A 25,882-nucleotide genomic window follows, 5' to 3' on the forward strand; every position below is an offset into this window, starting at 1 on the left:
TTTATGAGTTTATTTTAAAATGTCAAGCATGGATTAAGATTACAAATGGCTAGGTTTTTGCTATCTTTGGATTAACAAAACAGAGAAGAAAATGTTAGGATATTATGTTATAGCAGGACTCATTTTTATAGTGAGTTTATATGTAAGCAATAAATTAAAGAGTAAGTTTAAAAAATACTCTGAAGTGCATTTGCAAAACGGTATGAGCGGAAAAGAGCTCGCCGAGAAAATGTTACGGGACAATAATATTACCGATGTAAAAGTAATTTCCACCCCCGGAATGTTGACAGATCATTATAATCCGCAGAAAAAAACCATTAATCTGTCTGAAGGGGTTTACAGCCAGCGAAATGCTGCAGCCGCTGCCGTGGCAACACACGAAACAGGTCACGCCATTCAGCACGCTAATGCTTATAGCTGGTTAACCATGAGAAGCCAGTTAGTGCCGGTGGTAAGCGTGGCTTCAAGATTTTCACAATGGGTGATTTTTGGAGGATTAATCTTAATGGCCACTACTGCCCTTGGAAGTACTATATTGCTTATTGGAATTATCATGTTTGGAATGGGAACTTTATTCAGTTTTATAACTTTACCGGTAGAGTATGATGCGAGTAAACGCGCTCTAGCCTGGTTGGAAACCGAAAATATGGTTTCTGGTCCAGAACATGAAGCTGCCGAAGATTCCCTCAAATGGGCCGCAAGAACTTATGTTGTTGCCGCCGTTGGTTCTTTAGCCACTTTACTTTACTTCCTTAGTATTTATATGGGAAGAGATTAATATTGAAAATATTCTACGGAAAATTTTATAAAAGAAAACCCGCTTCAGCTGAAGCGGGTTTTTTATTGTAGTTAGATCCCGAAATAAATTCAGGATAATGCTGTTAGTTTTATTCTGTACTTTTATTTCTAATTTGCGGAATACGCTCATCCAGTAATTTAAGGCCCAGGCCTTCAGTGCCCATAAGATCAAATAACTCTAGCGCACGGCGCATTGTTTGCTCTTCTTCCATTTGTTCTGCTATAAACCACTGTAGAAAATATTCGGTGGTATAATCGTTTAGCTTTCGGCATTTTCCTACAATATTGTGAATTGATTTGGTGATAGCAATTTCCTGGTCTAAAGCAGTTTCAAAGATTTCCTCCAAAGATTTGAAATCGTGGTTTACGCCACTAACTTCAGGAGAATAAGCGGTACCGCCGTTATCGTTAATAAATCTAAAGATCTTCATCATATGCTCTCTTTCTTCTGCAGCCTGCTCGTAAAAGAAATCGGCGCTATTAGAAAGGGCATTGTGATCGCACCAGGATGCCATAGCTAAATAAGCTGATGACGAGTGTGCTTCTTTTTCAATTTGTTTATTTAAAAGATCCATTACATCTACATGGATACTCAAATTTTGTCTTACTAAATCTTTCATTTCTTTATATTTTAACTCTATAGCGGCTTGGTACAGGTCTAATTCATTGCCTTATACCTCGCCAACTTTTGCTACCGGCATCATACCGGTTTTATTAGTCATTTTCTATAAAATTAGCCAAATAGAGACTAACAACCTAATTGTGTATAGAATTTAGAAGTAGTCTAAAGTGAAATAGATTAAACTGAAGTGGTAAGCAGGGAATTTAGTTCTAGCATAGCGAAAGAACCGGTAATAAATTCTTTAAGGTCTATGCATTCTAAGGTATTAAAAACAAAAAAGTGTTGCCGATTGCAAAGCATAAGCATTTCCAACCCGTGATGGTTTTGCCCGTTAAAATGGGAATCAAGGTTTATTTCCTTAACCTGTTGTCTAAAGGCTAAAAACTGGCAAAAACCCAGCTGAATGGTTTTATGCGGAAATTCAATGAAAAAGCACCGTTGCTTATCACATTGATAAGAAGTAAAGAATTGAGATTGGTGTAATACTTTCATGCTGCCGCCAAAATTAATTCTTATTTAGAATAAATCCAAAGAATTAAATTTTGATTTGCCTTTTTATTTGCTGATTTAACGAAATAAAGGTTTCTGTTCTCGAAACCCCTTCTATAGCCTGGATATCTTTATTGAGCACATTCATTAAATGCTCGTTATCCCTGCACAATATTTTAATAAAAATAGACCAGTTTCCTGTGGTGTAGTGGCACTCAATTACTTCGGGAATTTGGCTGAGTTGTTTTACAGCCTGCGGATTACTAACCGCCTTATCCAAATATACCCCCACAAAGGCCATGGTTTTATAACCAAGCATGCGGGGGTTTATCATAAGTTTAGAGCCTTCAATTAAACCTGCTTTCTCCAGTTTACGTAACCGCTGGTGAACTGCTGCTCCGGTAATCCCAATATTCCTGGCAATTTCAAGGATAGATTTTTTGGCATCTTCCATTAAGAAATTCAGGATGGTCTTATCTATACCATCTATAACAACAGTTTCATTTACAACTTTCATCTGGGAGGTTTATTAGTTAAAGAGCTAAAGTAGCAAATTGAATTCAAAAATTTAATTTCCCACCTCTCCAAAAGGGTTGTAGCCCAAATATTCAGTCTCTTTTTCTTTAAAAATAATATCGTGTTTCTCTAATTCTTTAAGGATGGGTTCATAAACCTCTTTCTTAATAGGAAGCTGAACGCCGGGTGTGGTAATTTCGCCCTTTAAAATTTTTAAAGTAGCAATTGCCACTGGAAGCCCAACCGTTTTTGCCATCGCGGTTTCAGTTTGGTCTTTCCCGATATGCACCATGGTTGCGTCTATCTGTTTTTTCTCACCATTTAATTCGTAACCAAATTTATGGTACATCACAATCATATCTTTATCATCTGGCGCGAGGCTCCATTTGTCCATTAAAATCTTTTGCAGGGCTTGGGCAGGCGTGGCATTTTTAATTCCTATTTTTTTGTCTTTATTAAATAAATCCAGCTCCAATAGTTTTTCCCACATGACATCGTCCTGATCTATCTTCAGGTTATGCCGAAGTTTAAGTTCTACAGTATCGGTAGGTGAATAAGGGAGAAAGGAATTCACAAAATCGCGATAGCTCATATTTTCTGAATCTTTCATAGTAAAGCTATCGTCGGTCATTCCAAGCTGAACAAACATATTCCACGCCCGGCTGAAGCCAACCCTTCTGATGGTACCGCGGTACAAGGTAAGTACGTCTTCCAGACCGTAAATACTCATATAATCCAGCGAATTTCTATTGGCATAACCTTCAAATTTACCGTAACCTTCGATGTGCAGGAATTCGGTTCTTCTAAATAGACGGTGATATGGAATGTATTTGTATTTTCCTTCCTGAATAAATTCGGCTACACCGCCTTGCCCCGCAACTACAACATTCCTGGGATTCCAGGTAAATTTGTAGTTCCATAAATTGGTATCACTTTCAGGAGCAACGAGGCCGCCGGTAAAAGATTCAAATAAAAGTAAATTTCCGCCTTTATCCCGGATACGGTCTATAACCTGCATCGCACTCATATGGTCAATCCCGGGATCAACCCCAATTTCATTCATAAATATGAGTCCGTTTTCCTTTACTTCTTCATCTAAAGCTTTCATTTCTTTACTAATATAAGAAGCGGTCACCATATTCTTTTTGAACTTCACGCAGGCTTTGGCAACTTCAATATGAAATCTCGCCGGAAGCATGGAAATTACGATATCTGCACTTTTAACTGCATTTTCCCTGCTTTCAGCACTAAAAACATCTAAATGAAAAGCTTCGCAATGCTGTTTGCTTCCGCAGGCATTTTTAGCATTTTCAAGCTCAATATCTCCAATTCTTAAAAAGAGATCTTCGGTCCCGGCTTTGGACAAAAGATGATCGATTAGGACAGAAGTAGATTTTCCCGCCCCGATTATTAAAATGTTGTTCATAAAATAAATTAGTTTTGTGTAGTTGTTTACGAATGTATTAAATCTTTAACTCATAAAAAATAACCCAAATGAATAGGAAATTTTTAATAACAGGGGTAATTTTTGGACTTTTAGCGGTAATAATTGGTGCTTTTGGTGCACATGGTTTAAAACCGCTACTAGATGAAACAGCCAGGGAATCTTTTGAAACCGGAGTAAAATATCAAATGTATCATGGCTTATTGTTACTTTTTATAGGAGGTTTTAAAATGCATTCATTTCGCTTTCAAAAACCAATATTTTTTCTGCTTTTATTTGGCGTAATTTGCTTTTCTGGATCTATATATTTACTCGCTACGAATAATTTAACAACTATAGATTTTACGGGTATTGCATTAGTCACCCCTCTGGGAGGCACGCTATTAATAGCCGCATGGATTTTTTTACTGGTAGAATTTGTAAAAATAAAGACGAAATAATTTAAGAAAGTTTAGCAGTTTATCTGTATAAGATTTATAATTTTGTACTCATAACAAACCACACACTTTAAATTTATGTTTGCAAACACCCAAACTACGAAAACGATTTCGTTAGAAAGCTACGGGATCAAAAATGCAACGGTACATTACCAGTTATCTCCTGAAGAACTTCATTACGATACTTTAGAACATGGCCTTGGTACCGAAACAAATTCTGGCGCCTTAGCTATTAACACTGGAGCTTTTACCGGTAGATCTCCAAAAGATCGTTTTATTGTAAAAGATGAAATCACCTGCGACAAAGTTTGGTGGGGAGATATCAATATTCCGTTTGATGTTGCCAAGTTCGATAAACTTTACGATAAGGTTGCCGAGTACCTATCTAATAAGGAAATCTACGCTCGCGATGCCTATGCTTGTGCCGAAGAAAAATACCGCTTAAATATTAGGGTGGTAAGTGAATATCCCTGGTCTAATATGTTTGCATATAATATGTTTTTAAGGCCGGAAGAAAATGAGCTTGAAAACTTCAAGGAAGAATGGCTAATTCTGAACGCTCCCGGTTTCAAGGCAGATCCTGAAGTAGACGGCACGCGCCAGGAAAATTTTGCTATTCTTAATTTCAGTAAGAAAATTGCTTTAATTGGAGGAACCGGTTATACCGGGGAGATTAAAAAAGGAATATTTTCAGCCTTAAACTTTATACTTCCGGTATATAAAAATACGCTGCCCATGCATTGCTCGGCGAATGTTGGGGAAGATGGTGATACCGCAATATTTTTCGGACTTTCAGGTACGGGGAAAACCACTTTATCTGCAGATCCTAACAGAAAATTAATCGGAGACGATGAACACGGTTGGACCAAGGAAAACACAATTTTTAATTTTGAAGGAGGCTGTTACGCTAAAGTAATTAATCTTACTGAAGAAAACGAACCCGATATTTACCGTGCAATCAAGCCGGGGGCTATTCTGGAAAATGTAATCCTGGATGATGAGGGGAATGTTGATTTTTCTGACACCAGTATTACCCAAAATACAAGAGTTAGTTACCCTATTCATCATATAGATAACATTCAAGTGCCTTCAGTAGGTGAAAATCCTAAGAATATATTCTTTTTAACGGCTGATGCTTTTGGGGTTTTACCTCCAATAAGTAAACTTACACCCGGCCAGGCGGCTTATCATTTTATTAGTGGTTATACCGCAAAAGTGGCAGGGACCGAGGCCGGGATTGATGAACCCGTACCAAGTTTCTCAGCTTGTTTTGGTGCGCCTTTTATGCCTTTGCATCCTACCAAATATGCCGAAATGCTAAGCGCTAAAATGAAAGAAGCAGGAGTAAATGTTTGGTTAATTAATACTGGGTGGACCGGCGGACCTTATGGAACAGGAAGCCGGATGAAATTGAAATTCACCCGTGCAATGATTAGCGCTGCGCTAAATGGCGACTTAAAAGATGCTGAATTTAATACACATAATATGTTTGGCCTGCAAATGCCATTAAATTGTCCTAATGTTCCTGCGGAAGTTTTAAATCCCAGAAACACCTGGAAAGACACTGCAGCTTACGATAGAAAAGCAGGGGAGTTGGCAAATTCCTTTAAAAAGAACTTTGAAAAGTTTGAAGCATATGCTAATGATGAAATTATGGCCGGCGGGCCAACTTCCTCCTAGCATTATTTTTAATTAGTTAATTGATTCAAAAAAATCCGGTGTAAAGTGCACCGGATTTTTTATTTAAAAAATATAAATGGAAGGTAATCTTAATTCACTAAGTGAGGTTTAAAATTCTTCTATGAATTATTTTTTGTTTGCTTCCGCAATATATTTTTGCAGGGCCATCGTCATAGATGGTGTATCTGGAGTTGGCGCTTTAATATTTACGGTTAAACCGTGTTCTTTAGCGGCCTTTATTGTGGTATTGCCAAACACTGCAATTTTAGTTTCTTTCTGCTCAAAATCTGGGAAATTCTCAAATAAAGATTTGATTCCGCTTGGGCTAAAGAATACCAGGATGTCATAAGTTACGTCGCGTAGATTAGAAAGGTCACTTACTACAGTTTTATAAAAAGTAGCCTGTTTCCATTCAACACCTAATTTATCTAGTGTTTTAGGTACATCTGGCTTCAGCATATCTGAAGATGGTAATAAAAACTTCTCGTTCTTATATTTCTTAATAAGCGGAGAAAGATCGGCAAAAGTTCTTTTCCCAACATAAATTTTCCGCTTGCGGTAAACCACATATTTTTGTAAATAATAAGCTACAGCTTCACTCAAACAAAAGTATTTTAGGGTGTCTGGCACCTTAAAACGCAATTCTTCGGCAATTCTAAAAAAATGATCAACAGCATTACGGCTGGTAAGAATAATTGCAGAATATTTGGTAAGATCTACTTTTTGCTGGCGTACTTCTTTAGAAGAGACACCTTCTACGTGAATAAAAGGGATGAAATCAATTTTTACTTTTTGTTTTTCCTCAAGCTCAAAATAAGGAGAGTTCTCTACTTTAGGTTCGGGCTGGGAAACTAAAATTGTTTTCACTTTCATATATCAATACTTTTATTTGGTCCTTAGTTTAAATTGTAATTAGCTTGTACAAAATAATATAGGGGGCAATTTCGAGAGCGCAAAGGTACAAAATAAAATAAAACCAATTGCCAGTAATAAGGGTTTGATTTTCGCGGTAAATCAATAACAGGCTAAAAAAATTGCTTAGGACTAAAATACCCAATAAAGTATATAGGGCAAAAGCGGTAGGAGTAAAGGTATAAACGAATATTAAGCTGGGAATTAATAATATAAGTCCTATGAAATTGCGGTAGCTAATTTTTTGATAGAGGTAAGAATCTATTTGTGGGTCTAAATCAAAGACGTTGCCAACTATCTTTTCCAGCCCAAATTTTAGTAGTACAAAACTGCCATAAGCGGTGGCAATACGTATAAAAACAAAAGCCGGATTTAAAGTTGTATCCTTCCAAAAGAAACTGAAAAACAGGTAGAAAAGCAGCGAAAAGGAGATGAGATGAACAAAAAAAAGCAAAATGTTAAAAGGATGAAAAGCCTTGTTCTTCTTTCCTCTAAACATCATAAATTTGTTAGAGGAAAGCAGTGAAAGAAAATCCTCAAAACGTTGTGGATATGCTGTTCTTACAGTAGCCAGTAATAGAAATGCACCCATTAACGTTAGGGTGATCCAGTCTAGTGAAACAATATGTCTTTCTATGGCTTCCAGGATTAAAACTTTTTTGCAAATGTATAATTATTTTGAGGTTAAAACTTGAAGGTGATGCCGCGAAACGAAGATTTAAAATGCATACATTTGTGCAAAAATTGGTAAGATGGTAAAGGGGATAGTCATTGTACCCACCTTTAATGAAATTGAAAACATTGAGCGACTGGTTAGAAACGTGTTTTCTCAACATACACAATTTCATATTTTGGTAGTAGATGATAATTCTCCCGATGGCACTGCAACCCTGGTAAGAACACTGCAGGCCGAATTTCACGAAGGTCTTTTTCTTGAAGAAAGAATGGGGAAATTAGGTTTGGGAACAGCTTACATTCACGGTTTTAAATGGGCGCTGCAAAGGGATTACGAGTATGTTTTTGAGATGGATGCCGATTTTTCTCATAATCCTAACGATCTTATTAGGTTATACAATACCTGCAAAAGGAATAATGCTGATGTTGCCATAGGTTCCCGTTATAAAACCGGGGTTAATGTAATTAACTGGCCTATGAGCAGGGTTTTATTATCCTGGTTGGCATCTAAATATGTAAGATTTATTACCGGAATGGATATTCATGATACCACAGCCGGTTTTGTTTGTTATAAAAGAAAGGTGTTGGAAACTATAGATCTGGACAGCATACAGTTTGTGGGCTATGCCTTTCAGATAGAAATGAAGTTTAAAGCATATTTACTGAAATATAATTTAGAAGAAGTCCCCGTAATCTTCACAGATAGAACACGAGGAACTTCAAAAATGAGTGGCTCCATAATTTCCGAAGCCATTTTTGGGGTAATAATAATGAAGATTAAAAGTCTTTTTAAGCAGATTAAATTGAAATGAAGAAAGTCTTAATCAAAAACGCGAAGATTGTAAACGAGGGTAAAATTAAAGAAGCCGATGTTTTTATTGAAGGTGGAATAATTGTAGAAATTGCCGAAAGCATTAGTGCCAAATCGCCTGATGTACAAATTTTTGATGCCGAAGGAACGCATTTATTACCCGGTGTAATAGACGATCAGGTGCATTTTAGGGAACCCGGGCTTACTCATAAAGAAAATATAGAAATGGGATCTCGGGCAGCTGTGGCCGGCGGAATCACTTCTTTTATAGAAATGCCTAACACGCTCCCACAAACCACCACTATAGAAGAATTAGAAAAGAAATTTGAGTTGGCGGCAGAAAGATCTTATGCCAATTACTCTTTTATGTTTGGTGGTACAAACGATAACCTGGAAGAAATTCTAAAAGTAGATCCTAAAACTACGGCAGCTTTAAAGTTGTTTTTAGGTTCATCTACGGGGAATATGCTGGTAGACGATGAAAAAGCATTAGAACAAATTTTTTCAAAATCTCCTTTGCTTATCGCGGTGCATTGTGAAGACGAAGCAACTATTAAAAAGAATCTGGATGAATATATAGAACGCTACGGCGACGATATTCCAATTGAATTGCACCCCCAAATTAGAAGCGAAGAGGCTTGTTATAAATCATCTGCCAGGGCGGTGGCACTGGCCAAAAAAACCGGCGCGAGATTACACGTTTTTCACGTTTCTACAGCAAAAGAGCTGAGTTTATTCAGCAATAAGAAAAAACTCAAAGATAAAAAGATTACGGCTGAGGTTTGTATACACCACCTCTGGTTCAACGATTCTGATTATAAGAAGAAAGGAACCTTGATTAAATGGAATCCTGCGGTTAAAACCAAACAAGATCAGGATGCTTTAATGAAAGCTTTGAATGACGACCTTTTGGATGTTGTAGCTACAGACCACGCTCCGCACACTAAAGAAGAAAAGAAAAATGTGTACACAAAGGCCCCAAGTGGTGGCCCGATGGTGCAACATTCTCTTGCTGCAATGTTGCAGTTTCATCACCAGGAGAAGATTTCTTTAGAAAAGATTGTAGAAAAAATGTGCCACAACCCGGCTATTTTGTTTGATATTAAAGATCGCGGATTCATTCGTGAAGGTTATAAAGCCGATTTGGTGCTGGTAGATCTTAACGCACCATGGGCAGTACAACCAGATAATATTCAGTATAAATGTGGCTGGTCTCCTTTTGAGGGTGTAACCTTTAAGTCCCGGGTTACACATACTTTTGTGAATGGTAATTTGGTGTATAAAAATTTCAAACATCAGCCTTTTGCAAATGTGGCAGAGCGTTTGCAGTTTGACCGATAATATGTTGAAAAAACTTTTCTTACTGTTTTTTATATGTGCTGCATTTGCTGCCTGTCAAAATATTGAAAAATCCGAAAGGCCTGAAAATCTTATTCCCGAGGATAAAATGATAGATGTAATTGCTGAAATTTTCTTAATGCAATCGGCCAGGAATTTTAATAAACGCATGTTTGAAAATACGGGAATTAGGGGGCAGGAATATATTTTCGAGAAGTACGAAATAGATAGCGTTCAATTTAAGCGCAGCAACGATTATTATGCTGATAATTATGAAGTTTATCAACGTATCTACGATAGTGTAAAGAATCGTTTCGAAAAATTAAAAGTTGAACTGGATACCTTGCAACAGCAGGAACAACAAATTAAAGATTCTATTGCAAAAGTAAGGCGTGATTCGTTGGGAGTAGAGGAAGATTCATTAAACCCTGAGGAAGAAAGGAAAATTGAAGAAATTTCTGATTCTTTAATTAATGAAAAAGATTCGCTCGGCAGAAGAGTTTTAGATAGCCTGCCACAACCAAGGTCCCGAAACTAAGATTTATCCTGTTTGAAGAATTTAGCAGTTTGAGCAATTACCTTTTTCATAGGAGTAAATTCAAAACCTAGGCTTTCTTTAATTTTCTTATTTGAATATTTTGAATGCTGAAATAAAGTGTTTACTGTGTTTTTGGTTATTTGTCTTTTAGCTCCAAAGAATCCACCTATTTTCTGAAAAATCCAACCTACCCAAAGCATCCATTTTTTGAGCGCTTTTTTAGGTGCAGGTTTATTTAATTCGGTTGCAGTTTGTTCAAAAACAGCTTTAAAACTCATATTTTCAGAAACCAGGATATAAGCTTCATTTTTTATTTCAGCCTCCATAAGCTGTTGCATCACATTTACTACATCTTTTACCCCAACAAACCCCGCTATTTTAGGAAAATGATAGTTCATTCCCTTATCAATTTTCGAAAAAATTTGTCCTGTACCTTCTTTCCAAAATCCCGGGCCAATAATTATTCCGGGTTTTACAATTACAGTAGGCACGTCTTCCTGGGAACCTCTCCAGGTTTCAATTTCGGCACCGTATTTAGAAATAGCATAATCGCTATGGTCTTCTTCGGGATTCCACATTACACGCTCAGTAATTTCTTTCTTGTTTAAACTCCTGCCCAATGCCGCAACACTACTTACATAGCAAAGTTTTTCAATTTTAAAGGCCACACAAAGGTTTACAATATTTGCAGTGCCTTCAATATTTATTTTTCGAAGTTTTTTATCATCTCCAGGATCAAAGGAAACAAGTGCGGCGCAGTGATAAACATATTTTATATTCTCAAAAGCTTTGTTGAGTTGTGGGATATTGGTGATATCGGCTTCAAACCATTCAATTTGCCGAAATAGAGACTTTGCTTCTTCAGTAGAAGTATAATAATTGAACACGTGCTCAACTGCAACAAGATCGCTGTTTTTTCTATGAAGGGCCCTTACTTCTTTCCCGGCTTTTAATAAATTCAGCAATAAGTGTGAACCCACCAATCCGGTGCCGCCTGTAACTAAAATCATGGGGTAAATATACCAAAACCACTTAGGAAAAATAAGAGTTTATGGTATCTTTACCCGATAATCGAGATTAAAATCCTCGAGATTATCCAAGAAATTAAAAATTTTATTTCTTAAAACTACCTCGGGTACTTGCTCCGAGCTTATTTACTATTATTTTTGAGCAAAATTATTTGAATTATGAATAAGAATTTTGTAGAAGAACTTACCTGGAGAGGGATGTTGCACGATGTTATGCCGGGGACCGAAGAACACCTAAAAGAAGGAATGCGCGCTGCTTATGTTGGAATTGATCCTACGGCCGATTCCCTGCATATTGGCCACCTTGTGAGCGTGATGATGCTTAGACATTTTCAGCTTTGCGGACACAAACCTTTTGCTTTAGTTGGTGGAGCTACGGGTATGATTGGCGATCCCTCGGGGAAATCTGCAGAGCGGAATTTACTTGACGAAAAAACTTTACGCCACAATCAGCAAGCTATAAAAAACCAGCTTTCTAAGTTCCTTGAATTTGGTAAAGAAGAGGAAAATGCAGCCGAAATGGTGAATAATTACGACTGGATGAAAAATTTCAGTTTCCTTGAATTTATTCGGGATGTTGGGAAACATATCACCGTAAATTATATGATGGCCAAAGATTCGGTGAAAAAGCGTTTGTCTTCTGATGCTGCTGAAGGAATGTCTTTTACCGAATTTACTTATCAGTTAGTTCAGGGATACGATTTTCTACATTTATTCAGAGAAAAAGATTGTTCCCTGCAAATGGGAGGCAGTGATCAATGGGGAAATATCACGACGGGTACCGAGATGATTCGCCGTATTGGAAATGGAAAAGGCTACGCATTAACCTGCCCACTGATTACCAAAGCCGATGGTACTAAATTTGGAAAAACCGAAGGTGGAAATGTTTGGTTAGACCCAAACCGTACTTCGCCTTATAAATTCTACCAATACTGGTTAAATACAAGCGATGATGATGCTGAAAAGTATATCAAGATATTTACTTTACTAAGTAAAACCGAAATAGAAAGGCTTATTGAAGAGCATAAAGAAGCGCCTCATAAGCGTGTGCTTCAAAAAACTTTAGCCGAAGAAATTACGGTAATGGTTCATTCCCGCGAAGATTATGAGAATGCTGTAAAAGCATCTGAAGTTCTCTTTGGAAAAAGTACCGCAGCCGATTTAAAATCTTTGAATGAAGCTACATTTTTAGATGTTTTTGAAGGCGTACCCCAAGCTGAAATAGCTAAAACTGAAATAGAAGAAGGCTTAGATATGATCGCGGCTTTATCGGCTAAAACCAATTTCCTGCAATCCAATGGCGAAGCCAGAAGAGCGTTAAAAGAGAATTCAGTTTCTGTTAATAAGGAAAAGATAAAAGAAAATTACACCATTACTTCCCAGGATCTTATAAATGATAAATATGTAATTATCAATAAAGGGAAGAAGAATACCTATATTATTAGGGCAATTTAAATCGCCGGTTAGATTAGTAAAATACAAAGCCCCGTAAACAGGATGTCTACGGGGCTTGCAACTAACTAACCAATCTAATATGAAAAAATTTCACTTAGCCTGTAAGAATCATTTCAATCACAAATTCATTCTTACATTTAATAAGACGAGAGAAGTCCTGAAAATTTACATGCTTTAGTAAACTTTAACTATAAAGTACTGATATTTAAGTTTTTATTGGCGAATGTTGATAGGAGAAGGCTTATAGAAGTAGCAGGTTGCATCCCCGAATATCACTATTATCAAATCTTCCAAGAATTTCGGTTTGATTCTCCTGAATTTTTCTACCTAAATCCTGGGTAGCAATAAATGAACAAGAGTTAAAATTGGCCAAATCTATTACGTTGATTCCCCCCGTTTTGTGCGCTGGAAGGTAACTTAAGGCATCTTCGGCATCACGAATAAGAATCTTCATCCAGGGTGGAGTATTAAAAATTCCATCTCCTTTTGAATATGCCTGCGAAAGTAACTCCGTCATCCCGTATTCACTATGAATTTTTTCTATTCCAAAACCTTTTGAAAGTACTTGATGAAGTTCTTCCCTAATCATTTCCTTGCGCCGACCTTTCATCCCCCCAGTTTCCATTATCGTAGTATTTTTTAAGTTAAAATCGTAATTTTCAACCAAATCGAGTAAGGCAAAAGATACGCCCAGAAGGAGTGTTTTTTTTTCGCTTTTATCTAATGCTGTAAGCTTATTTTGAAGGCTTTCCAGATCATTCAGATAAAATCCGCTTTCAGGGTGTTTGCTTAGTTTTATAAGCCTATCGGCCATATAAATTAGCGAAGACCCCTGGCGCTCTAAATAGGAAGGCAGCAGTGCTAAAACAACCATTTCTTCCGGTTTTCCGTAGAAAATCTCAAAAGCTTTTAAAAAACTTTGCTCGTAAACTTTTAAATTGGTTACGTAATGTTTGCTGGTTGTGGCACCGGTAGTTCCGCTGCTGGTGAAAATGATTTCTTCTGAATTTGTACCCGAAACCACTTTTTTCTTCTTAAAGAATTCTATGGGTAAAAAAGGGATCTCCTCAAGAGTAGCAACATTTCCCGGATTTCGATTTAATAACTCGCAAAATTCCCGGTAAACCTTATTTTGCTGAAACTGGTAAGAAAATACTTCGAGAGCAATTTCATTAAAATTTTTCTGATTAGAAATATTAAAAATTCTTTCAGATAACATTCTTGTGGTTAAATTTAGAAAAGCGAAGTTAAGAAATCTTAGAAATGCCTGAAGCTTGGATTATCTCACAACCAATTTCCTGGTGGCGGTGGCTTCTTCTTCTTTGATTTTTAGAATATAAATTCCTGCACTCAGAGCCGAAACATCAAGTTCTTTTCCTCTTAATTTGGTGCGTTGTACTGGTTTCCCCAAAACATTGTAAATCTGGATCTCTTTTTCTTTATTCTGGGAAGTACTAATATAAACCTTTCCATTAGTAACCGGGTTAGGGTAAATAGATAGGCCTTCTATAGGAATTTCTGTCTTATTCCCCGAGCTGGTAGTATCCTGCGCATACGCCGCATTTGGTGCAGAGAATGTGAGGAAAATAGCTAATATGAAACTATAGAAGTAGTATTGCTTCATTCTTTATTATCGAGGTTTATACAAAACTACAATAAAATTTCAAAAACGATGCCAGATTTATTGTGTAATTAATCTTAATGTTATATTAAAAAAAGCTGCCGTGTGAGGGCAGCTTTTTTCTTTGGCTAATAAATTTAAATAAGCTATTCTTCGAATCCTCCCATCGCATCGAATCTTGTCCAACCCTCAAATTCAGATAAATCTGCTCCGGTTGCTTCTTCGTTCATTGAGATTAATTCCTCTACGATATCACTTTCATCAACATTATTTACTACCAGGTTTGTGTAGTCGTAGAAATGAGTATTGGTGAATTCCAGATCTCCATTTTCCACCTCCTGAAGTTGATCGTTGACGAATATCATAGTTTCGTAGTTATATCCAACGATGTTGTCAAAAACTCCACCGGTTCCTTGTTTAAGATCAAAAGCGGCTTTTCCTTCTCTGTTGTGACCTCTTAAAGTCACATTGCTTACCGTAGGTTTTGCACGTGGTGTTGCATTGTTCTCACCACTTCTGCTGGCTAATTCAAAAGCAAAGTCGCCTGTACCATCATACTGGTAAATTACCGCGTTGTCAATGGTACCTCTGTAACCTTCGTCCCAGTCTATAGAATCATCTTCCATGCCTACTGCAGAGATATTTGTGGCATTAACAGTACCCCCATAGAATTCAAACCCGTCATCCGCACCTTCAAATGCTTCACAGTTTTCTACTACTGTACCGCTACCTACTGCGAAAAATGAAAAGGCATTGAATTCAAATTGGCCATCAGAAGATGCCTGACCGGCATATTCTACACGGACATAGCGAAGCACTCCAGAATCGTCTTCATCGTCTTCACCCCCATAAGGTAATTGCCCAGCTTCAGATTGTGATTCACCTCCCGGTGCGTTCATTCTGGCACGACCGTGAATTCCAATTCCTCCCCAGTCTCCATCACCACCTTCTGAATTTTGGTTTTCAGAAGTAAATACAATTGGTTGTGAAGCTGTTCCTTCGGCTACGATCCTTCCGCCTTGTTCAACAAAAACAAGGTTTACTCCTGCTTCCTGGTCTTCAGCCGTAACAGTAAATGTAGAACCTTGTTGGATAGTTAATGTCGCTCCGTCTTTTACAGTAACTGCTCCTCTTAAGGAGTAATCTCCTGTTTCAACTAAAAGATCTTCGGTGATGTCGCCTTCGAGAACAGTTCCCTGTAGTACGCCATCATCACCTCCTCCGTTGTCATCATCTGTGGCAATGTCATCCACATCATCAGTTGGCTGTAATCCATCATCATCACTGCTACAAGATGTAAATCCTGCAAGTAAAGACAGTACAAAAAGGGTTTTTAAAATTGGTTTTTTCATAATTTAAAATTTAGTTGTGGTTAAAATATTTATAGTTAAAATTTATACGTTACGTTAACTCCAAAAGTGGTTCCCAGGTCAAAGCTTTCTACAACATTGCTAAACCTGTCTGGGAAACGAACTTCTTGAGTTGGATCTTGAGTGAATAAAGTTTCTTCGTTAAGTATATTTCTTACGGTTAATTTCACCCCAATATGATCGTTAAATTCTGTGTTCCAGGACAGATCCAGTTGGTTCATTGGTTTTTCGTAGATTTCATCGGCACCTTCAACACCTACTGCATAAATCCTTTTTCCGTAGGTATTAAAAATGAGATTAATTTGAGATTCGGTTTTTTCGGTGTCAATAAGCTCATAGCCTAAGTCGGCATTTAATCCCCAATTTGAAGCCCCCTGTAGCTGGCGCTCTTTATTGGTAACTACTGCGAATCTTGGGTTATTAGCGTCTGCCGTGGCAACAGAGTTCATTAGGATACCATTGAAGCCAAAGCTTAAATCATCAAGACTTTCAGCCTTTGTAATGTTTCCTAGATTAACCCTGGCTTCCATTTCTAAACCATATAAATATGCTTCCTCAAAATTGTCGAAGAAAGTTCGGTAACCTACAGATGTAGACCTTGCCAATCTTTCGATTGGATCTTCAAGATATTTTCCAAAAGCGGTTATAGCAAAAAGCTCTGAGCTAGTAGGGAATATTTCATATTTAATGTCAAGGTTGTAGTTAGTAGAGTTTAATAAATCGGGGTTACCAATTACTTGGTTACCATCTCCATTCTGATAAACAGTAGGTAAAATCTCCCTTAACCTTGGGCGTGTATTTGTTATGGAAGAAGTAAATCTTAAATTAGAATTTTCATTTAATTCATACCTTAAGTTAATAGAAGGATTAAAATCAAATGGTTCGTAAGCTAATTTTTGATATGGAGTTTGTGGTCTATCTAAAGGCTCCCTGAAAATAATTTCTCTTAATGCGTGTTCTGCTCTTAAGCCTGCTTCTAATATTATTCTATCCCATTTTCTAAAGAAGGTAAGATATCCGGCATTTATAGTTTGATCAATTTTACTTGCCGCAGTAGGATCAAAAGTACTATTGTAACTTAAAAATCCTTCGTTAAATCCCTGATTAAAGAAGTCTTGCGGGTTATTCGTGTTGAGGTTGGGTAAGTTATTTCTATTTACCTGGGCGGTAATAAATCTGTTGTAAAATTGATATTCAATATGGTCTAGATTGTGGCCAATTTTGAAGACGGTGTTATAATCTCCTTCTTCATTTTGATCAAATCCTAACTCATATTCCAGGCGGGAATTTACATTCATATTCTCTAGGCTCTGGTAGAATTTGAACGGGTTAATGCCATTGGTGGTAATATAATTTGCATCCTCTCCAACCCCTGCAGCTCTTAGTACACGCCTGTCTGGAACTTCATTATTGCCTAAACCGGCAGATGCTCCAAAATGTATTTGGTGTTTCTTTTCCTCAAATTCAAGATTTCCGGTAAGTTGGAGGGTAAGTTGATCGTTTTCGGTATACCTCATGTCTCTTATAAAGAAATCACGATTGTTTAACTGTGTGAACCCGTCATTTCTTCCGTAGGCTTCTCTTATAAAGTTTGAAGAATTTTGTAGATAAATAGTATTAAAACTTAAGTTTAATTTATTAAAACGGGTATAGTCCAGACTTAATAAAGCTGATTTTTGCGTGCTAAAATTATAATTAGTAGAAGTAAAATTCTGACCCGCTGTACCTTCAGAGTTTAATGTACGCTCAACTCCATTTTGTTTACGATGAAAATTCCTGTAGTTCATACTAAAAACAAAACCAAGGTTTTCACGATCGTTAGCAAATAAGCGTTGTCCATGAGAAATTCCAAATCGGGTATCAAGGGGAGCATTTTTACTTTCCGGTGTCCAGGAAGTATTAAATAGGCCGGCCGATTCTTCGGGACTCGCGCTTAAACTAAGGCTATTGATATCCAATTCGGCGGGTAGACTTCTTCCAGCTCCAGTGTATCCTAAAAACTCGGAATCTCCAGAATTATCAGTAAGAAAATCTTTGAAAGTAGTATTGGTATTGTAGTTAAATCCAAAGTTTATAGTTGTGGTAGGTTTTGCCGGCGCAGGAGGGGTGTTTATTTTAAAAGTAGCTCCTGCGAAATCACTATAAAGCGATGGGGAGAAAGTCTTTAAAACATCTACTGAACTTACAATATTCGTGGAAATATAACTTAAAGGAATTATCTTAAAATCCGGATCTGAGGAAGCTACTGGCAGGCCGTTAATCATAAGGTAGTTGTAGCGGTCATCAAGACCACGAACAAAAATACCTCTGTCCTGAACCATAGTAATTCCTGATACTTTAGAAACTCCTTGTTCTACATTCGTAACTGCTTTTCTTGAAAGTTCTTCCGCCCCAATTGATTGCTGGATCTGGATTGCGTTTTTCTGTTCAAGCAATAAGGCGACTTCAGAATCTTTTCTTGAAACAGTAGAAATAACAACTTCATCCAAAGCAGCTGCACTGGCTCCTAATCCCGTGTTAATTTCGGTAACTTTCCCTGAAACAACTTCAACATTTGGAATTTGCAATGTTTCGTAACCTATAAAACTAAATTCTACCGTGTACGTGCCAGGTTCAATATTTTTCAAGGAGTATAGCCCGTCAAAATCTGAAGTGGTTCCTTTATTAGTTTCTTTAATAATTACATTCGCAAAAGGAAGGGGTTGTCCCTCCACTTCATTGTCAGATAATTTTCCGGCAATACTACCGGTTGTATCACTTTGCGCTTGCATAGCTACACTTAAAATAAGTAAGCTCAGGATAGATAAATACTTCTTCATTGTTGTGTTTAGTTCTCTGGCGCAAATTAACGGCAGCATTGTAAAGCCTTTGTTAAGCTGAAATTATGTGTTTATGATTATAATGTTAGCTTAAGGTTACCAAAGGAGTAGAGCTTACGTAAGTTCAAATTTATGGTTACTTTTACCTCACATTATACCAAATCAACTAAACCAAAATGAAAAAAAAGGACATTAAAATCTTACTGGTAGACGATGAACCGGATATCCTGGAAATCGTGGGATATAATCTTACAGCAGAAGGATACCAGGTAATTACTACAGATAATGGCGCTGATGCTGTAAAACTTGCCAAAAAGAAGAAACCGCAGCTTATTATCCTGGATGTAATGATGCCTGAAATGGATGGGATTGAAGCCTGTGCACAAATTAGAAAGCTGCCAGAGCTGGAAGAAACCATTATTACTTTTCTTACCGCACGGGGAGAAGATTATTCTCAAATGGCCGGGTTTGATGCTGGAGCCGATGATTATATCACTAAACCAATTAAACCTAAAGTGCTGGTAAGTAAAGTAAAAGCTTTGCTTAGAAGATTTAAAGATGATACCGCCTCTTCTAATGTGGTGAAAATTAAAGACCTTATTATTAATCGCGATGAGTATAAAGTGATTAAAGGTGGCGAAGAAATTATTTTACCCCGAAAAGAATTCGAATTACTTTCTTTATTAGCATCAAAACCGGGGAAAGTATTTAAAAGGGAAGATATTTTAGACAAGGTATGGGGTGCTGAGGTTATTGTTGGTGGACGAACCATAGATGTTCATATTAGAAAACTTCGGGAAAAAATTGGAGACGAATGTTTTAAAACCGTAAAAGGCGTAGGCTACAAGTTTGTTGTTTAATGGCAAAAAAGTTTAAGCGCTCATATAAATTCGCAATAAAGACTTCACTTTATATCACACTTTTTTTGAGTGTGGTGCTGGCAGGTTTTGCCTATTTTACCAGCGGATTTCTAACCGGGCCGTTTTTTGCTTTTATTTTTATAACTTATTTGGTCTGTTTTTTTATTATTCAATACAGGGTAGAACATTTTATCTATAAACGAATTAAAAAGATCTACGATAATGTCTCGCTTTTAGATTCTACCACTTTACAGCCCAGCCAGGTTACTACAGATATGGCTACGCTAACGCGGGAAGTTGAAAAATTCACCAAAGACAAAAAACTCGAAATAGAAACCCTTAAGGTTAGAGAAGCCTATAGAAAGGAATTTATGGGAAATGTTTCCCATGAATTAAAAACGCCGCTTTTTACCGTGCAGGGATATATTTTAACACTTCTGGATGGAGCGATGAAAGATAAAGCTGTCCGTAAAAAATACCTGCAACGTGCCAGTAAAGGAGTGGAACGACTTATTTACATTGTGCGCGATTTAGATATGATTACTAAACTCGAAGCCGGGGATCTTCATCTTGAAGAGGAAGATTTTAATATTGTTGAATTGGTGCAGGGCTCGTTTGATCTTTTAGAGATGAAAGCGGCAAAAAAGAATATCACCTTAACTTTTGATATTGAATATGAAGAGCCTATTTGGGTAAATGCCGATAGGGACAGAATCCAGCAGGTCCTGACCAATTTAATCGTGAATTCTATTAAATATGGAAAGGAAGACGGTACCACTGAAGTTAGCATAGAAAACCTGATTAAAAATAAGGTAATTGTTCGGGTAACCGATAATGGTGAGGGAATAGAAAAAGAAAACCTACCCCGCGTTTTTGAACGTTTTTACCGTGTAGATAAAAGTGGTTCCCGGAAAGAAGGTGGTTCAGGCCTGGGCCTTTCTATTGTAAAACATATTATTGAAGCTCATAATGAGAAAATATATGTAGAAAGTGTTTTTGGTGTGGGAAGTGAATTTTCATTTACCCTGGAAAAGAGCAAAGATCTCCCTGAAATCAACACTGAAATTTAGATCCTGAAATCCTGAAAAATCTTCTAGCAGATCTAATTTTAAAATTTCAAAATCATCCTGTTTGCAAAAAGGCGCAATGCCTAATTTCATAAAACGTTCAGCTAAATATTCCTGCTCAAATTGGCCGGGAGTAGGAATAAAAAATACTTTTTTCTCCAGTTTAGCCAAATCCATGATACTGGTATAACCCGAGCGGCATATAATAATTTCACTGCTAGGAATTACCACCTCAAGTTCTTTAGAAGTTAGATAGTTTATAATTTCCAGGTTTTTATTTGGAGAAGAAATATTTTCCCCGGTCATAATTCCCCTTATAAAAACAATTTTTTTATCTGAATTTTGAAAAGCAGCCAGTAATTTTCCTTCCAGCATCGTCCGCTGCGGTTCAGGGCCCGATAAGATCACGGCATAATCATACTTTCTTTGCTGAAGTGATTTAGTAAACCGACTAAGCGGGCCGATGTATTTTACGTTTTTGGGCATTTCTTTTAAATGTCCCATAATTCCACTTAAATTTTTATTTCCGGGAGCATCGGGAATCCAGCATTTATCAAATTTCGAAATGTATTTTTGGTGTAATTTGCTGCTTAAATAAGTAGTGTTTCCGCTTAAAACACTAAACTGATGCGTGATAAAAGCACATTTTATATGCTTATGCCTGCAGCCGGGCCGGTTGTCTGAAATTATTCCGTTCAGTTCATATTTTTCAACCAGACTTCTCGTTACCTTCCTTTCCTGCTGAATTATTTTAAGCAAGCGCGGACTTTCAGCAAATATTTTCCATTTAAGTAATCTGGGAGATTTAGTGTAGGTGATATTGTACGAAGGAAGTTCCAAACATTTAATATCCGGAAATTCCTTTTTAAGCAATTCCAGTGCGGCACCATCTGAAGCGATAAAAACTTCAAAATCATATTGTTGCAATTCTTTAATAATGGGGATGCATCGTGTAGCGTGGCCAAGTCCCCAATTTAAAACCGCTACTAAAATTCTTTTCTTCTGCATTTATCAAATATAATATTAAGGGGCTGTGCGCTATTTTCTTTAATTTTACCAAAATATTAAATTAAGGCGTGGGAAGTAAGAATAAATTAAGACGATTCAGGGAGAACGAAGCATTTGAAAATGTGATACAACCCTCCCGGGAAGAGCTGGAGAAAAATCAGTTTCCTTTAAAAGGAAAATGGAATCAAGAGTTTTTTAAAAATGATAATCCTATCGTGCTGGAATTAGGCTGCGGAAAAGGAGAATATACCATTGGACTTTCAAAACAAGATTCAGAGAAGAATTTTATTGGCATAGATATTAAAGGAGCTCGTTTTTGGAGGGGTGCAAAGACTGCAATAGAAGACAAGCTTAAAAATGTTGCTTTTTTAAGAACTCAAATTGAATTAATAGATCGCGTTTTTGCGGAAAATGAAGTCGATGAAATCTGGATCACTTTTCCCGATCCTCAAATTAAATATAAGCGCACCAAGCACCGATTGACCAATGCCGAATTTCTTCAAAAATACAAGCTTATTTTAAAACCTGAAGGTCTGGTAAATCTTAAAACCGATAGCGAATTTATGCACGGTTACACGCTTGGCCTGCTTCACGGCGAAGGTCACGAAATTCTTTACGCACATCACGATATTTATAAAAATGAATATTCCCCTAAAGCAGTTAGGGAAATTCAAACTTTCTACGAAAAACAGTATCTTGATCAGGGAAAACCTATAACTTACATTCAGTTTAGGATAAAATAGGTCTCTTTGGAAGAAACAAAACTTTTTCTAATTACTTATTTCGCGGCCTTACTTGGGGTGATTCCTCCTGGTTTGGTGAACATGACAGTTGCCAAAACCTGTGTAGAAAAAGGAAAGAAAAACGGCCTTTACGTTGCGATAGGTGCTACAATTGTGGTGATTATCCAGGCCACACTTGCTGTTTTGCTTTCCAAGTATATTTTTGGAAATGAATTTGTTCAAAATATATTACTGCGTGCAGGGCTTGTAATTTTTATTTTGCTCGCGGTTTACTTTTTTATCCAGGCAAAAAAACGTGGTGGTATAGAACACCAATCTCGTAAAGCTAATTCCAATAGTATTTTTAAAGGAATGCTTATCGCGGCTTTAAATATTTTTCCTATTCCTTATTTTGTTGCAATTGCAGGAGCTCTAAACGTTGGTGTAGGAGATTCTTACGATTGGTCTCGAATTGTAACTTTTATTCTGGCTGCTTCTATGGGAAGCTTCACCACGCTTTATCTTTACGTACTGTCTTTTATTAGAATTGAAAAACAAGCCGAAGCTTTCTCCAGGTATTCAAATTACTTTATGGCCGCCCTAATGCTGGTATTGGTTATCGTAACTATTTTAAGAATCTATTATTCGTAATCGTGGAAGAAAAGAATTTTTTTGAAAGGGTTTACGAAGTAGTAAGACAAATTCCAAAAGGAAAAGTTACTTCTTACGGCGCTATTGCCAGAAGCGTAGGTGCCGCAAAAAGTGCAAGAATGGTGGGTTATGCAATGAATTCGGCTAAAAATCTGGACGATGTACCTGCACACCGGGTGGTAAATAGAAATGGTTTACTAACGGGAAAAAGTCATTTTGGAGATCACAGCGCGATGCAGCAAATGCTAGCTTCTGAAGGAATTACGGTAAAAGATAATAAAGTTCAGGATTTTAAAAAGCATTTTTGGGATCCGCAGGAAGATTTTAAATAAATTTTTCTTCTGAAGTTTTACTATAATCGTGCTTTATTATTGCATAGATCAATTATGGGTAAATACTTCGTTTTCTTAGCTTTTCCCCCTATATTTGCGTTTAGAATGAATCTATATAAGCTGGTACGTTTTTAATTAAAATCCGCTATTTCAGCTTAAAATTGTCCTGAAATTTTCGGGATTATAAAAATGTTTTAAATGAAGTTAGACAGAAAAGAAATATTAAAATCGCTTGAAACTATTTCTGTAGCCGGAGAAGGCAAAAATATGGTAGAAAGCGGTGCTGTTCAAAACGTAATGACTTTTGGTGATGAGGTGGTTGTAGACCTTGTTTTACAAACTCCTGCTTTACATATTAAAAAACGGGCAGAAGTAGATGTGATGAAAGCTATTCACGAACATGTAGAACAAAAAGCCAAGGTTAAAGTAAATATTAAAGTAGAGTCTACCGATAAAAAACCAGAAATAAAAGGGAAAGCTCTTCCCGGAATTTCCAATGTTATAGCCGTGGCTTCCGGAAAAGGAGGCGTAGGTAAATCTACAGTAACCGCTAATCTCGCGGTAACTTTATCTAAAATGGGCTTTAAAGTAGGAATTTTAGATGCAGATATTTATGGGCCTTCCATTCCAATGATGTTTGATGTGGAAGCTTCCAGACCGCTATCGGTAAATGTTGATGGAAAATCTAAGATGAAACCTGTAGAAAACTACGGAGTAAAAATTCTTTCAATCGGATTCTTTACCCAACCAAACCAGGCAGTGATATGGCGTGGACCAATGGCTTCAAAAGCATTAAATCAAATGATTTTTGATGCGGCCTGGGGCGAATTAGATTTTCTTTTAGTGGATCTACCACCGGGTACGGGAGATATTCATCTTTCAATTATGCAATCACTTCCTGTAACAGGAGCTGTGATTGTAAGTACTCCACAAAACGTGGCATTAGCCGATGCTAAGAAGGGTGTGGCGATGTTCCGCCAGGAAAGTATCAATGTTCCGGTATTAGGAATAATAGAGAATATGGCATATTTTACTCCCGAGGAACTTCCTGAAAACAAATATTATATCTTTGGAAGAGAAGGTGCTAAAAACCTTGCAAAAGATATTGAGACCCCCTTTTTAGGCGAAATTCCCCTGGTACAAAGTTTAAGAGAATCTGGAGATATTGGCCGACCTGCTGCTATGCAGGAGTCTACACCACTGGAAACAGCTTTTCAAGAAATTACCCGTGGGATGGTTCAGGAAACAGTGAATAGAAACAAAAGTCTGCCTCCAACTGAAGCGATTAAGATCACTACAATGGCAGGATGCAGTGCAGTTAATAAAAAATAAATGACGAGCGAAGAAGTTAAATTAAATGTAGAAAAGGCCCTGGCCGAAATCCGACCTTTTTTGGAAAGTGACGGGGGTAATATTTCCCTGATCGCTATTGAAAACGATCGCCTGGTTAAGGTTCGTCTGGAAGGCGCATGTGTAGATTGCACAGTAAACCAGATGACGCTAAAATCTGGGGTAGAGATGACCATTAAAAAGTATGTGCCGCAAATAGAAAGTGTGATCAATATTCAAAGGTAAGCACCTGGCTTACCACCAAATTTATCAGTAGAATGATTAAAACCGATATACTTATAATTGGCGCAGGGCCATCGGGCCTTTTTGCGGTTTTTGAAGCAGGATTATTAAAGTTAAAATGTCATTTAATAGATGCGCTCCCACAACCCGGCGGGCAGTGTTCCGAAATTTATCCTAAAAAGCCTATTTATGACATCCCTGGCTTTCCAGAAGTACTGGCTGGTGACCTCGTGACCAATCTAATGGAACAAATAAAACCTTTTGAACCGGGGTTTACCCTTGGTGAAAGAGCGCAGACTATAGATAAACAGGAAGATGGTAGCTTTATCGTGACTACTAATAAAGGAACAAAACATCACGCACCGGTGGTAGTAATTGCTGGCGGACTGGGAAGTTTTGAACCAAGAAAACCACCTATTGCTAATATAACCGATTTTGAAGATAAAGGGGTTGCTTATATTATTCGGGAACCGGAAGATTATCGCGATAAAAAAGTTGTGATTGCCGGCGGAGGGGATTCAGCATTAGATTGGGCTATTTATTTAGCCGATGTTGCTTCAGAGGTTTCCCTGGTACACCGAAGAAATGATTTCCGCGGAGCTTTAGATTCTGTGGAAAAAGTTGAAGAGCTTTCAAAAATTGGAAAAATCAATCTTATTACCAATGCTGAGGTAACCGACCTTAAAGGAGAGGAAGGACTGGAAAGTGTAGTAATTACTCATAAGGATTCAGCAAGAGAAAAGGAGATTAAAGAAACCGATTATTTTATTCCATTGTTCGGGCTTTCGCCTAAATTAGGACCTATTGCAGATTGGGGTCTGCAAATTGAAAAAAACGCGATTAAGGTTGATAATGCCTACGATTACCAAACAAATATTCCCGGGGTTTACGCCATTGGCGATGTAAATACATATCCGGGCAAATTAAAGCTCATTCTTTGTGGCTTCCACGAAGCAGCGATTATGTGCCAAAGCGCTTACCAGCGTATTTTCCCTGATAAGAAATATGTAATGAAATATACCACCGTAAGTGGTGTTAGTGGATTTGACGGCAGTAAGAAAGAAGCAAAAAAAGAAGTTGTAAAAAGTATAAATTAAAAAAATGAATTGGCTGTAAA

At 37.3% G+C, this 25,882-nt stretch carries 27 protein-coding genes; 15 read left to right on the plus strand and 12 right to left on the minus strand.

Features of this window, described 5'->3' with window-relative positions:
- Positions 1–91 precede the first annotated feature (91 nt).
- The gene (locus tag B5X53_RS13525; protein ID WP_079713751.1) at positions 92–778 is read left to right on the plus strand and encodes a zinc metallopeptidase; all 687 of its coding nucleotides are present in this window, start codon (positions 92–94) and stop codon (positions 776–778) included.
- 109 nt (positions 779–887) lie between these two features.
- On the opposite strand, the gene B5X53_RS13530 is transcribed toward B5X53_RS13525, so the two are convergent.
- The 4 genes from B5X53_RS13530 to B5X53_RS13545 form a co-directional block, all read right to left on the minus strand.
- Positions 888–1,418 carry a ferritin gene (locus B5X53_RS13530; protein ID WP_079713752.1) on the minus strand — a complete coding sequence of 177 codons (531 nt, stop codon included), beginning with the start codon at positions 1,416–1,418 and terminating at the stop codon, positions 888–890.
- A gap of 179 nt (positions 1,419–1,597) precedes the next feature.
- Positions 1,598–1,912, minus strand: a complete 315-nt coding sequence (locus B5X53_RS13535; RefSeq protein WP_079713753.1) for a hypothetical protein — start codon at positions 1,910–1,912, stop codon at positions 1,598–1,600.
- Between the two features lie 43 nt (positions 1,913–1,955).
- On the minus strand, positions 1,956–2,426 hold the full coding sequence (locus tag B5X53_RS13540; protein WP_079713754.1) for an Lrp/AsnC ligand binding domain-containing protein: 471 nt from the start codon (positions 2,424–2,426) through the stop codon (positions 1,956–1,958).
- 51 nt (positions 2,427–2,477) lie between these two features.
- On the minus strand, positions 2,478–3,851 hold the full coding sequence (locus B5X53_RS13545; protein ID WP_079713755.1) for a saccharopine dehydrogenase family protein: 1,374 nt from the start codon (positions 3,849–3,851) through the stop codon (positions 2,478–2,480).
- Positions 3,852–3,919: 68 nt separating this feature from the next.
- Here B5X53_RS13545 and B5X53_RS13550 point away from each other — a divergent pair, with 68 nt between their 5' ends.
- Both B5X53_RS13550 and pckA read left to right on the plus strand, forming a co-directional pair.
- On the plus strand, positions 3,920–4,309 hold the full coding sequence (locus B5X53_RS13550) for a DUF423 domain-containing protein (RefSeq protein ID WP_079713756.1): 390 nt from the start codon (positions 3,920–3,922) through the stop codon (positions 4,307–4,309).
- 75 nt (positions 4,310–4,384) lie between these two features.
- Positions 4,385–5,986: a phosphoenolpyruvate carboxykinase (ATP) gene (gene pckA, locus B5X53_RS13555; protein ID WP_079713757.1), complete on the plus strand. Its 1,602-nt coding sequence runs from the start codon at positions 4,385–4,387 to the stop codon at positions 5,984–5,986.
- 126 nt (positions 5,987–6,112) lie between these two features.
- Here the strand turns inward: pckA and B5X53_RS13560 are convergent, their stop codons facing one another.
- Entirely contained in the window at positions 6,113–6,859 is a 747-nt protein-coding gene (locus tag B5X53_RS13560) for a uroporphyrinogen-III synthase (protein WP_079713758.1), read from the minus strand.
- A gap of 28 nt (positions 6,860–6,887) precedes the next feature.
- Positions 6,888–7,565, minus strand: a complete 678-nt coding sequence (locus tag B5X53_RS13565; RefSeq protein WP_317042326.1) for a DUF4271 domain-containing protein — start codon at positions 7,563–7,565, stop codon at positions 6,888–6,890.
- Between the two features lie 85 nt (positions 7,566–7,650).
- On the opposite strand from B5X53_RS13565, the gene B5X53_RS13570 reads away from it, so the two are divergent.
- From B5X53_RS13570 to B5X53_RS13580, 3 genes are read left to right on the plus strand one after another with little or no spacing between them, the layout of a single operon-like run.
- Positions 7,651–8,385 carry a polyprenol monophosphomannose synthase gene (locus tag B5X53_RS13570; protein WP_079713760.1) on the plus strand — a complete coding sequence of 245 codons (735 nt, stop codon included), beginning with the start codon at positions 7,651–7,653 and terminating at the stop codon, positions 8,383–8,385.
- Positions 8,382–9,725, plus strand: a complete 1,344-nt coding sequence (locus B5X53_RS13575) for a dihydroorotase (RefSeq protein ID WP_079713761.1) — start codon at positions 8,382–8,384, stop codon at positions 9,723–9,725. Before B5X53_RS13570 ends, B5X53_RS13575 begins: the two co-directional genes overlap by 4 nt.
- 1 nt (position 9,726) lies before the next feature.
- On the plus strand, positions 9,727–10,260 hold the full coding sequence (locus B5X53_RS13580; protein ID WP_159447906.1) for a DUF4296 domain-containing protein: 534 nt from the start codon (positions 9,727–9,729) through the stop codon (positions 10,258–10,260).
- Here B5X53_RS13580 and B5X53_RS13585 read toward each other — a convergent pair.
- Positions 10,257–11,270: an NAD-dependent epimerase/dehydratase family protein gene (locus B5X53_RS13585; protein ID WP_079713763.1), complete on the minus strand. Its 1,014-nt coding sequence runs from the start codon at positions 11,268–11,270 to the stop codon at positions 10,257–10,259. The genes B5X53_RS13580 and B5X53_RS13585 overlap by 4 nt on opposite strands.
- Before the next feature lie 177 nt (positions 11,271–11,447).
- Between B5X53_RS13585 and tyrS the strand changes: the two genes are divergently transcribed.
- On the plus strand, positions 11,448–12,743 hold the full coding sequence (gene tyrS / locus B5X53_RS13590) for a tyrosine--tRNA ligase (RefSeq protein WP_079713764.1): 1,296 nt from the start codon (positions 11,448–11,450) through the stop codon (positions 12,741–12,743).
- 241 nt (positions 12,744–12,984) lie between these two features.
- Here tyrS and B5X53_RS13595 read toward each other — a convergent pair whose 3' ends face one another.
- From B5X53_RS13595 to B5X53_RS13610, 4 genes are all read right to left on the minus strand, one after another.
- The gene (locus tag B5X53_RS13595) at positions 12,985–13,962 is read right to left on the minus strand and encodes a LuxE/PaaK family acyltransferase (RefSeq protein WP_079713765.1); all 978 of its coding nucleotides are present in this window, start codon (positions 13,960–13,962) and stop codon (positions 12,985–12,987) included.
- Between the two features lie 60 nt (positions 13,963–14,022).
- The gene (locus B5X53_RS13600; protein ID WP_079713766.1) at positions 14,023–14,367 is read right to left on the minus strand and encodes a T9SS type A sorting domain-containing protein; all 345 of its coding nucleotides are present in this window, start codon (positions 14,365–14,367) and stop codon (positions 14,023–14,025) included.
- 143 nt (positions 14,368–14,510) lie between these two features.
- On the minus strand, positions 14,511–15,716 hold the full coding sequence (locus B5X53_RS13605; protein ID WP_079713767.1) for a hypothetical protein: 1,206 nt from the start codon (positions 15,714–15,716) through the stop codon (positions 14,511–14,513).
- Between the two features lie 35 nt (positions 15,717–15,751).
- Positions 15,752–18,553 carry a TonB-dependent receptor gene (locus B5X53_RS13610; RefSeq protein WP_159447907.1) on the minus strand — a complete coding sequence of 934 codons (2,802 nt, stop codon included), beginning with the start codon at positions 18,551–18,553 and terminating at the stop codon, positions 15,752–15,754.
- A 176-nt stretch (positions 18,554–18,729) separates the two neighbouring features.
- On the opposite strand from B5X53_RS13610, the gene B5X53_RS13615 reads away from it, so the two are divergent.
- Positions 18,730–19,413, plus strand: coding sequence for a response regulator transcription factor (locus B5X53_RS13615; RefSeq protein WP_079713769.1), 684 nt, complete (start codon positions 18,730–18,732; stop codon positions 19,411–19,413).
- Complete coding sequence (locus B5X53_RS13620; RefSeq protein ID WP_079713770.1) at positions 19,413–20,483, plus strand: sensor histidine kinase; 1,071 nt, start codon at positions 19,413–19,415, stop codon at positions 20,481–20,483. The genes B5X53_RS13615 and B5X53_RS13620 overlap by 1 nt, the downstream gene beginning before the upstream one ends.
- Here the strand turns inward: B5X53_RS13620 and B5X53_RS13625 are convergent.
- The gene (locus B5X53_RS13625; RefSeq protein ID WP_079713771.1) at positions 20,430–21,488 is read right to left on the minus strand and encodes a glycosyltransferase; all 1,059 of its coding nucleotides are present in this window, start codon (positions 21,486–21,488) and stop codon (positions 20,430–20,432) included. The genes B5X53_RS13620 and B5X53_RS13625 overlap by 54 nt on opposite strands.
- A gap of 68 nt (positions 21,489–21,556) precedes the next feature.
- Here B5X53_RS13625 and trmB point away from each other — a divergent pair, with 68 nt between their 5' ends.
- From trmB to B5X53_RS13655, 6 genes are all read left to right on the plus strand, one after another.
- Entirely contained in the window at positions 21,557–22,231 is a 675-nt protein-coding gene (gene trmB, locus B5X53_RS13630; protein ID WP_079713772.1) for a tRNA (guanosine(46)-N7)-methyltransferase TrmB, read from the plus strand.
- A gap of 6 nt (positions 22,232–22,237) precedes the next feature.
- A complete protein-coding gene (locus B5X53_RS13635) occupies positions 22,238–22,861 on the plus strand; it encodes a LysE family translocator (protein ID WP_079713773.1) in 624 nt (207 codons plus the stop codon).
- 2 nt (positions 22,862–22,863) lie between these two features.
- A complete protein-coding gene (locus tag B5X53_RS13640; RefSeq protein WP_079713774.1) occupies positions 22,864–23,193 on the plus strand; it encodes an MGMT family protein in 330 nt (109 codons plus the stop codon).
- Between the two features lie 198 nt (positions 23,194–23,391).
- On the plus strand, positions 23,392–24,525 hold the full coding sequence (locus B5X53_RS13645; RefSeq protein WP_079713775.1) for an Mrp/NBP35 family ATP-binding protein: 1,134 nt from the start codon (positions 23,392–23,394) through the stop codon (positions 24,523–24,525).
- Positions 24,526–24,768, plus strand: coding sequence for a NifU family protein (locus B5X53_RS13650; RefSeq protein WP_075325090.1), 243 nt, complete (start codon positions 24,526–24,528; stop codon positions 24,766–24,768). It abuts the gene before it with no gap.
- A 32-nt stretch (positions 24,769–24,800) separates the two neighbouring features.
- A complete protein-coding gene (locus tag B5X53_RS13655; protein WP_079713776.1) occupies positions 24,801–25,862 on the plus strand; it encodes an NAD(P)/FAD-dependent oxidoreductase in 1,062 nt (353 codons plus the stop codon).
- Positions 25,863–25,882 lie beyond the last annotated feature (20 nt).

This window comes from Salegentibacter salinarum (assembly GCF_900168115.1).
GTDB classification, from domain to species: Bacteria; Bacteroidota; Bacteroidia; order Flavobacteriales; family Flavobacteriaceae; genus Salegentibacter; species Salegentibacter salinarum.

Coding starts and splice junctions, on each gene's coding strand:
- B5X53_RS13525 (WP_079713751.1), top strand. CDS start 92: ATGTTAGGATATTATGTTATAGCAGGACTCATTTTTATAGTGAGTTTA.
- B5X53_RS13530 (WP_079713752.1), bottom strand. CDS start 1,418: ATGAAAGATTTAGTAAGACAAAATTTGAGTATCCATGTAGATGTAATG.
- B5X53_RS13535 (WP_079713753.1), bottom strand. CDS start 1,912: ATGAAAGTATTACACCAATCTCAATTCTTTACTTCTTATCAATGTGAT.
- B5X53_RS13540 (WP_079713754.1), bottom strand. CDS start 2,426: ATGAAAGTTGTAAATGAAACTGTTGTTATAGATGGTATAGATAAGACC.
- B5X53_RS13545 (WP_079713755.1), bottom strand. CDS start 3,851: ATGAACAACATTTTAATAATCGGGGCGGGAAAATCTACTTCTGTCCTA.
- B5X53_RS13550 (WP_079713756.1), top strand. CDS start 3,920: ATGAATAGGAAATTTTTAATAACAGGGGTAATTTTTGGACTTTTAGCG.
- pckA (WP_079713757.1), top strand. CDS start 4,385: ATGTTTGCAAACACCCAAACTACGAAAACGATTTCGTTAGAAAGCTAC.
- B5X53_RS13560 (WP_079713758.1), bottom strand. CDS start 6,859: ATGAAAGTGAAAACAATTTTAGTTTCCCAGCCCGAACCTAAAGTAGAG.
- B5X53_RS13570 (WP_079713760.1), top strand. CDS start 7,651: ATGGTAAAGGGGATAGTCATTGTACCCACCTTTAATGAAATTGAAAAC.
- B5X53_RS13575 (WP_079713761.1), top strand. CDS start 8,382: ATGAAGAAAGTCTTAATCAAAAACGCGAAGATTGTAAACGAGGGTAAA.
- B5X53_RS13580 (WP_159447906.1), top strand. CDS start 9,727: ATGTTGAAAAAACTTTTCTTACTGTTTTTTATATGTGCTGCATTTGCT.
- B5X53_RS13585 (WP_079713763.1), bottom strand. CDS start 11,270: ATGATTTTAGTTACAGGCGGCACCGGATTGGTGGGTTCACACTTATTG.
- tyrS (WP_079713764.1), top strand. CDS start 11,448: ATGAATAAGAATTTTGTAGAAGAACTTACCTGGAGAGGGATGTTGCAC.
- B5X53_RS13595 (WP_079713765.1), bottom strand. CDS start 13,962: ATGTTATCTGAAAGAATTTTTAATATTTCTAATCAGAAAAATTTTAAT.
- B5X53_RS13600 (WP_079713766.1), bottom strand. CDS start 14,367: ATGAAGCAATACTACTTCTATAGTTTCATATTAGCTATTTTCCTCACA.
- B5X53_RS13605 (WP_079713767.1), bottom strand. CDS start 15,716: ATGAAAAAACCAATTTTAAAAACCCTTTTTGTACTGTCTTTACTTGCA.
- B5X53_RS13610 (WP_159447907.1), bottom strand. CDS start 18,553: ATGAAGAAGTATTTATCTATCCTGAGCTTACTTATTTTAAGTGTAGCT.
- B5X53_RS13615 (WP_079713769.1), top strand. CDS start 18,730: ATGAAAAAAAAGGACATTAAAATCTTACTGGTAGACGATGAACCGGAT.
- B5X53_RS13620 (WP_079713770.1), top strand. CDS start 19,413: ATGGCAAAAAAGTTTAAGCGCTCATATAAATTCGCAATAAAGACTTCA.
- B5X53_RS13625 (WP_079713771.1), bottom strand. CDS start 21,488: ATGCAGAAGAAAAGAATTTTAGTAGCGGTTTTAAATTGGGGACTTGGC.
- B5X53_RS13645 (WP_079713775.1), top strand. CDS start 23,392: ATGAAGTTAGACAGAAAAGAAATATTAAAATCGCTTGAAACTATTTCT.
- B5X53_RS13650 (WP_075325090.1), top strand. CDS start 24,526: ATGACGAGCGAAGAAGTTAAATTAAATGTAGAAAAGGCCCTGGCCGAA.
- B5X53_RS13655 (WP_079713776.1), top strand. CDS start 24,801: ATGATTAAAACCGATATACTTATAATTGGCGCAGGGCCATCGGGCCTT.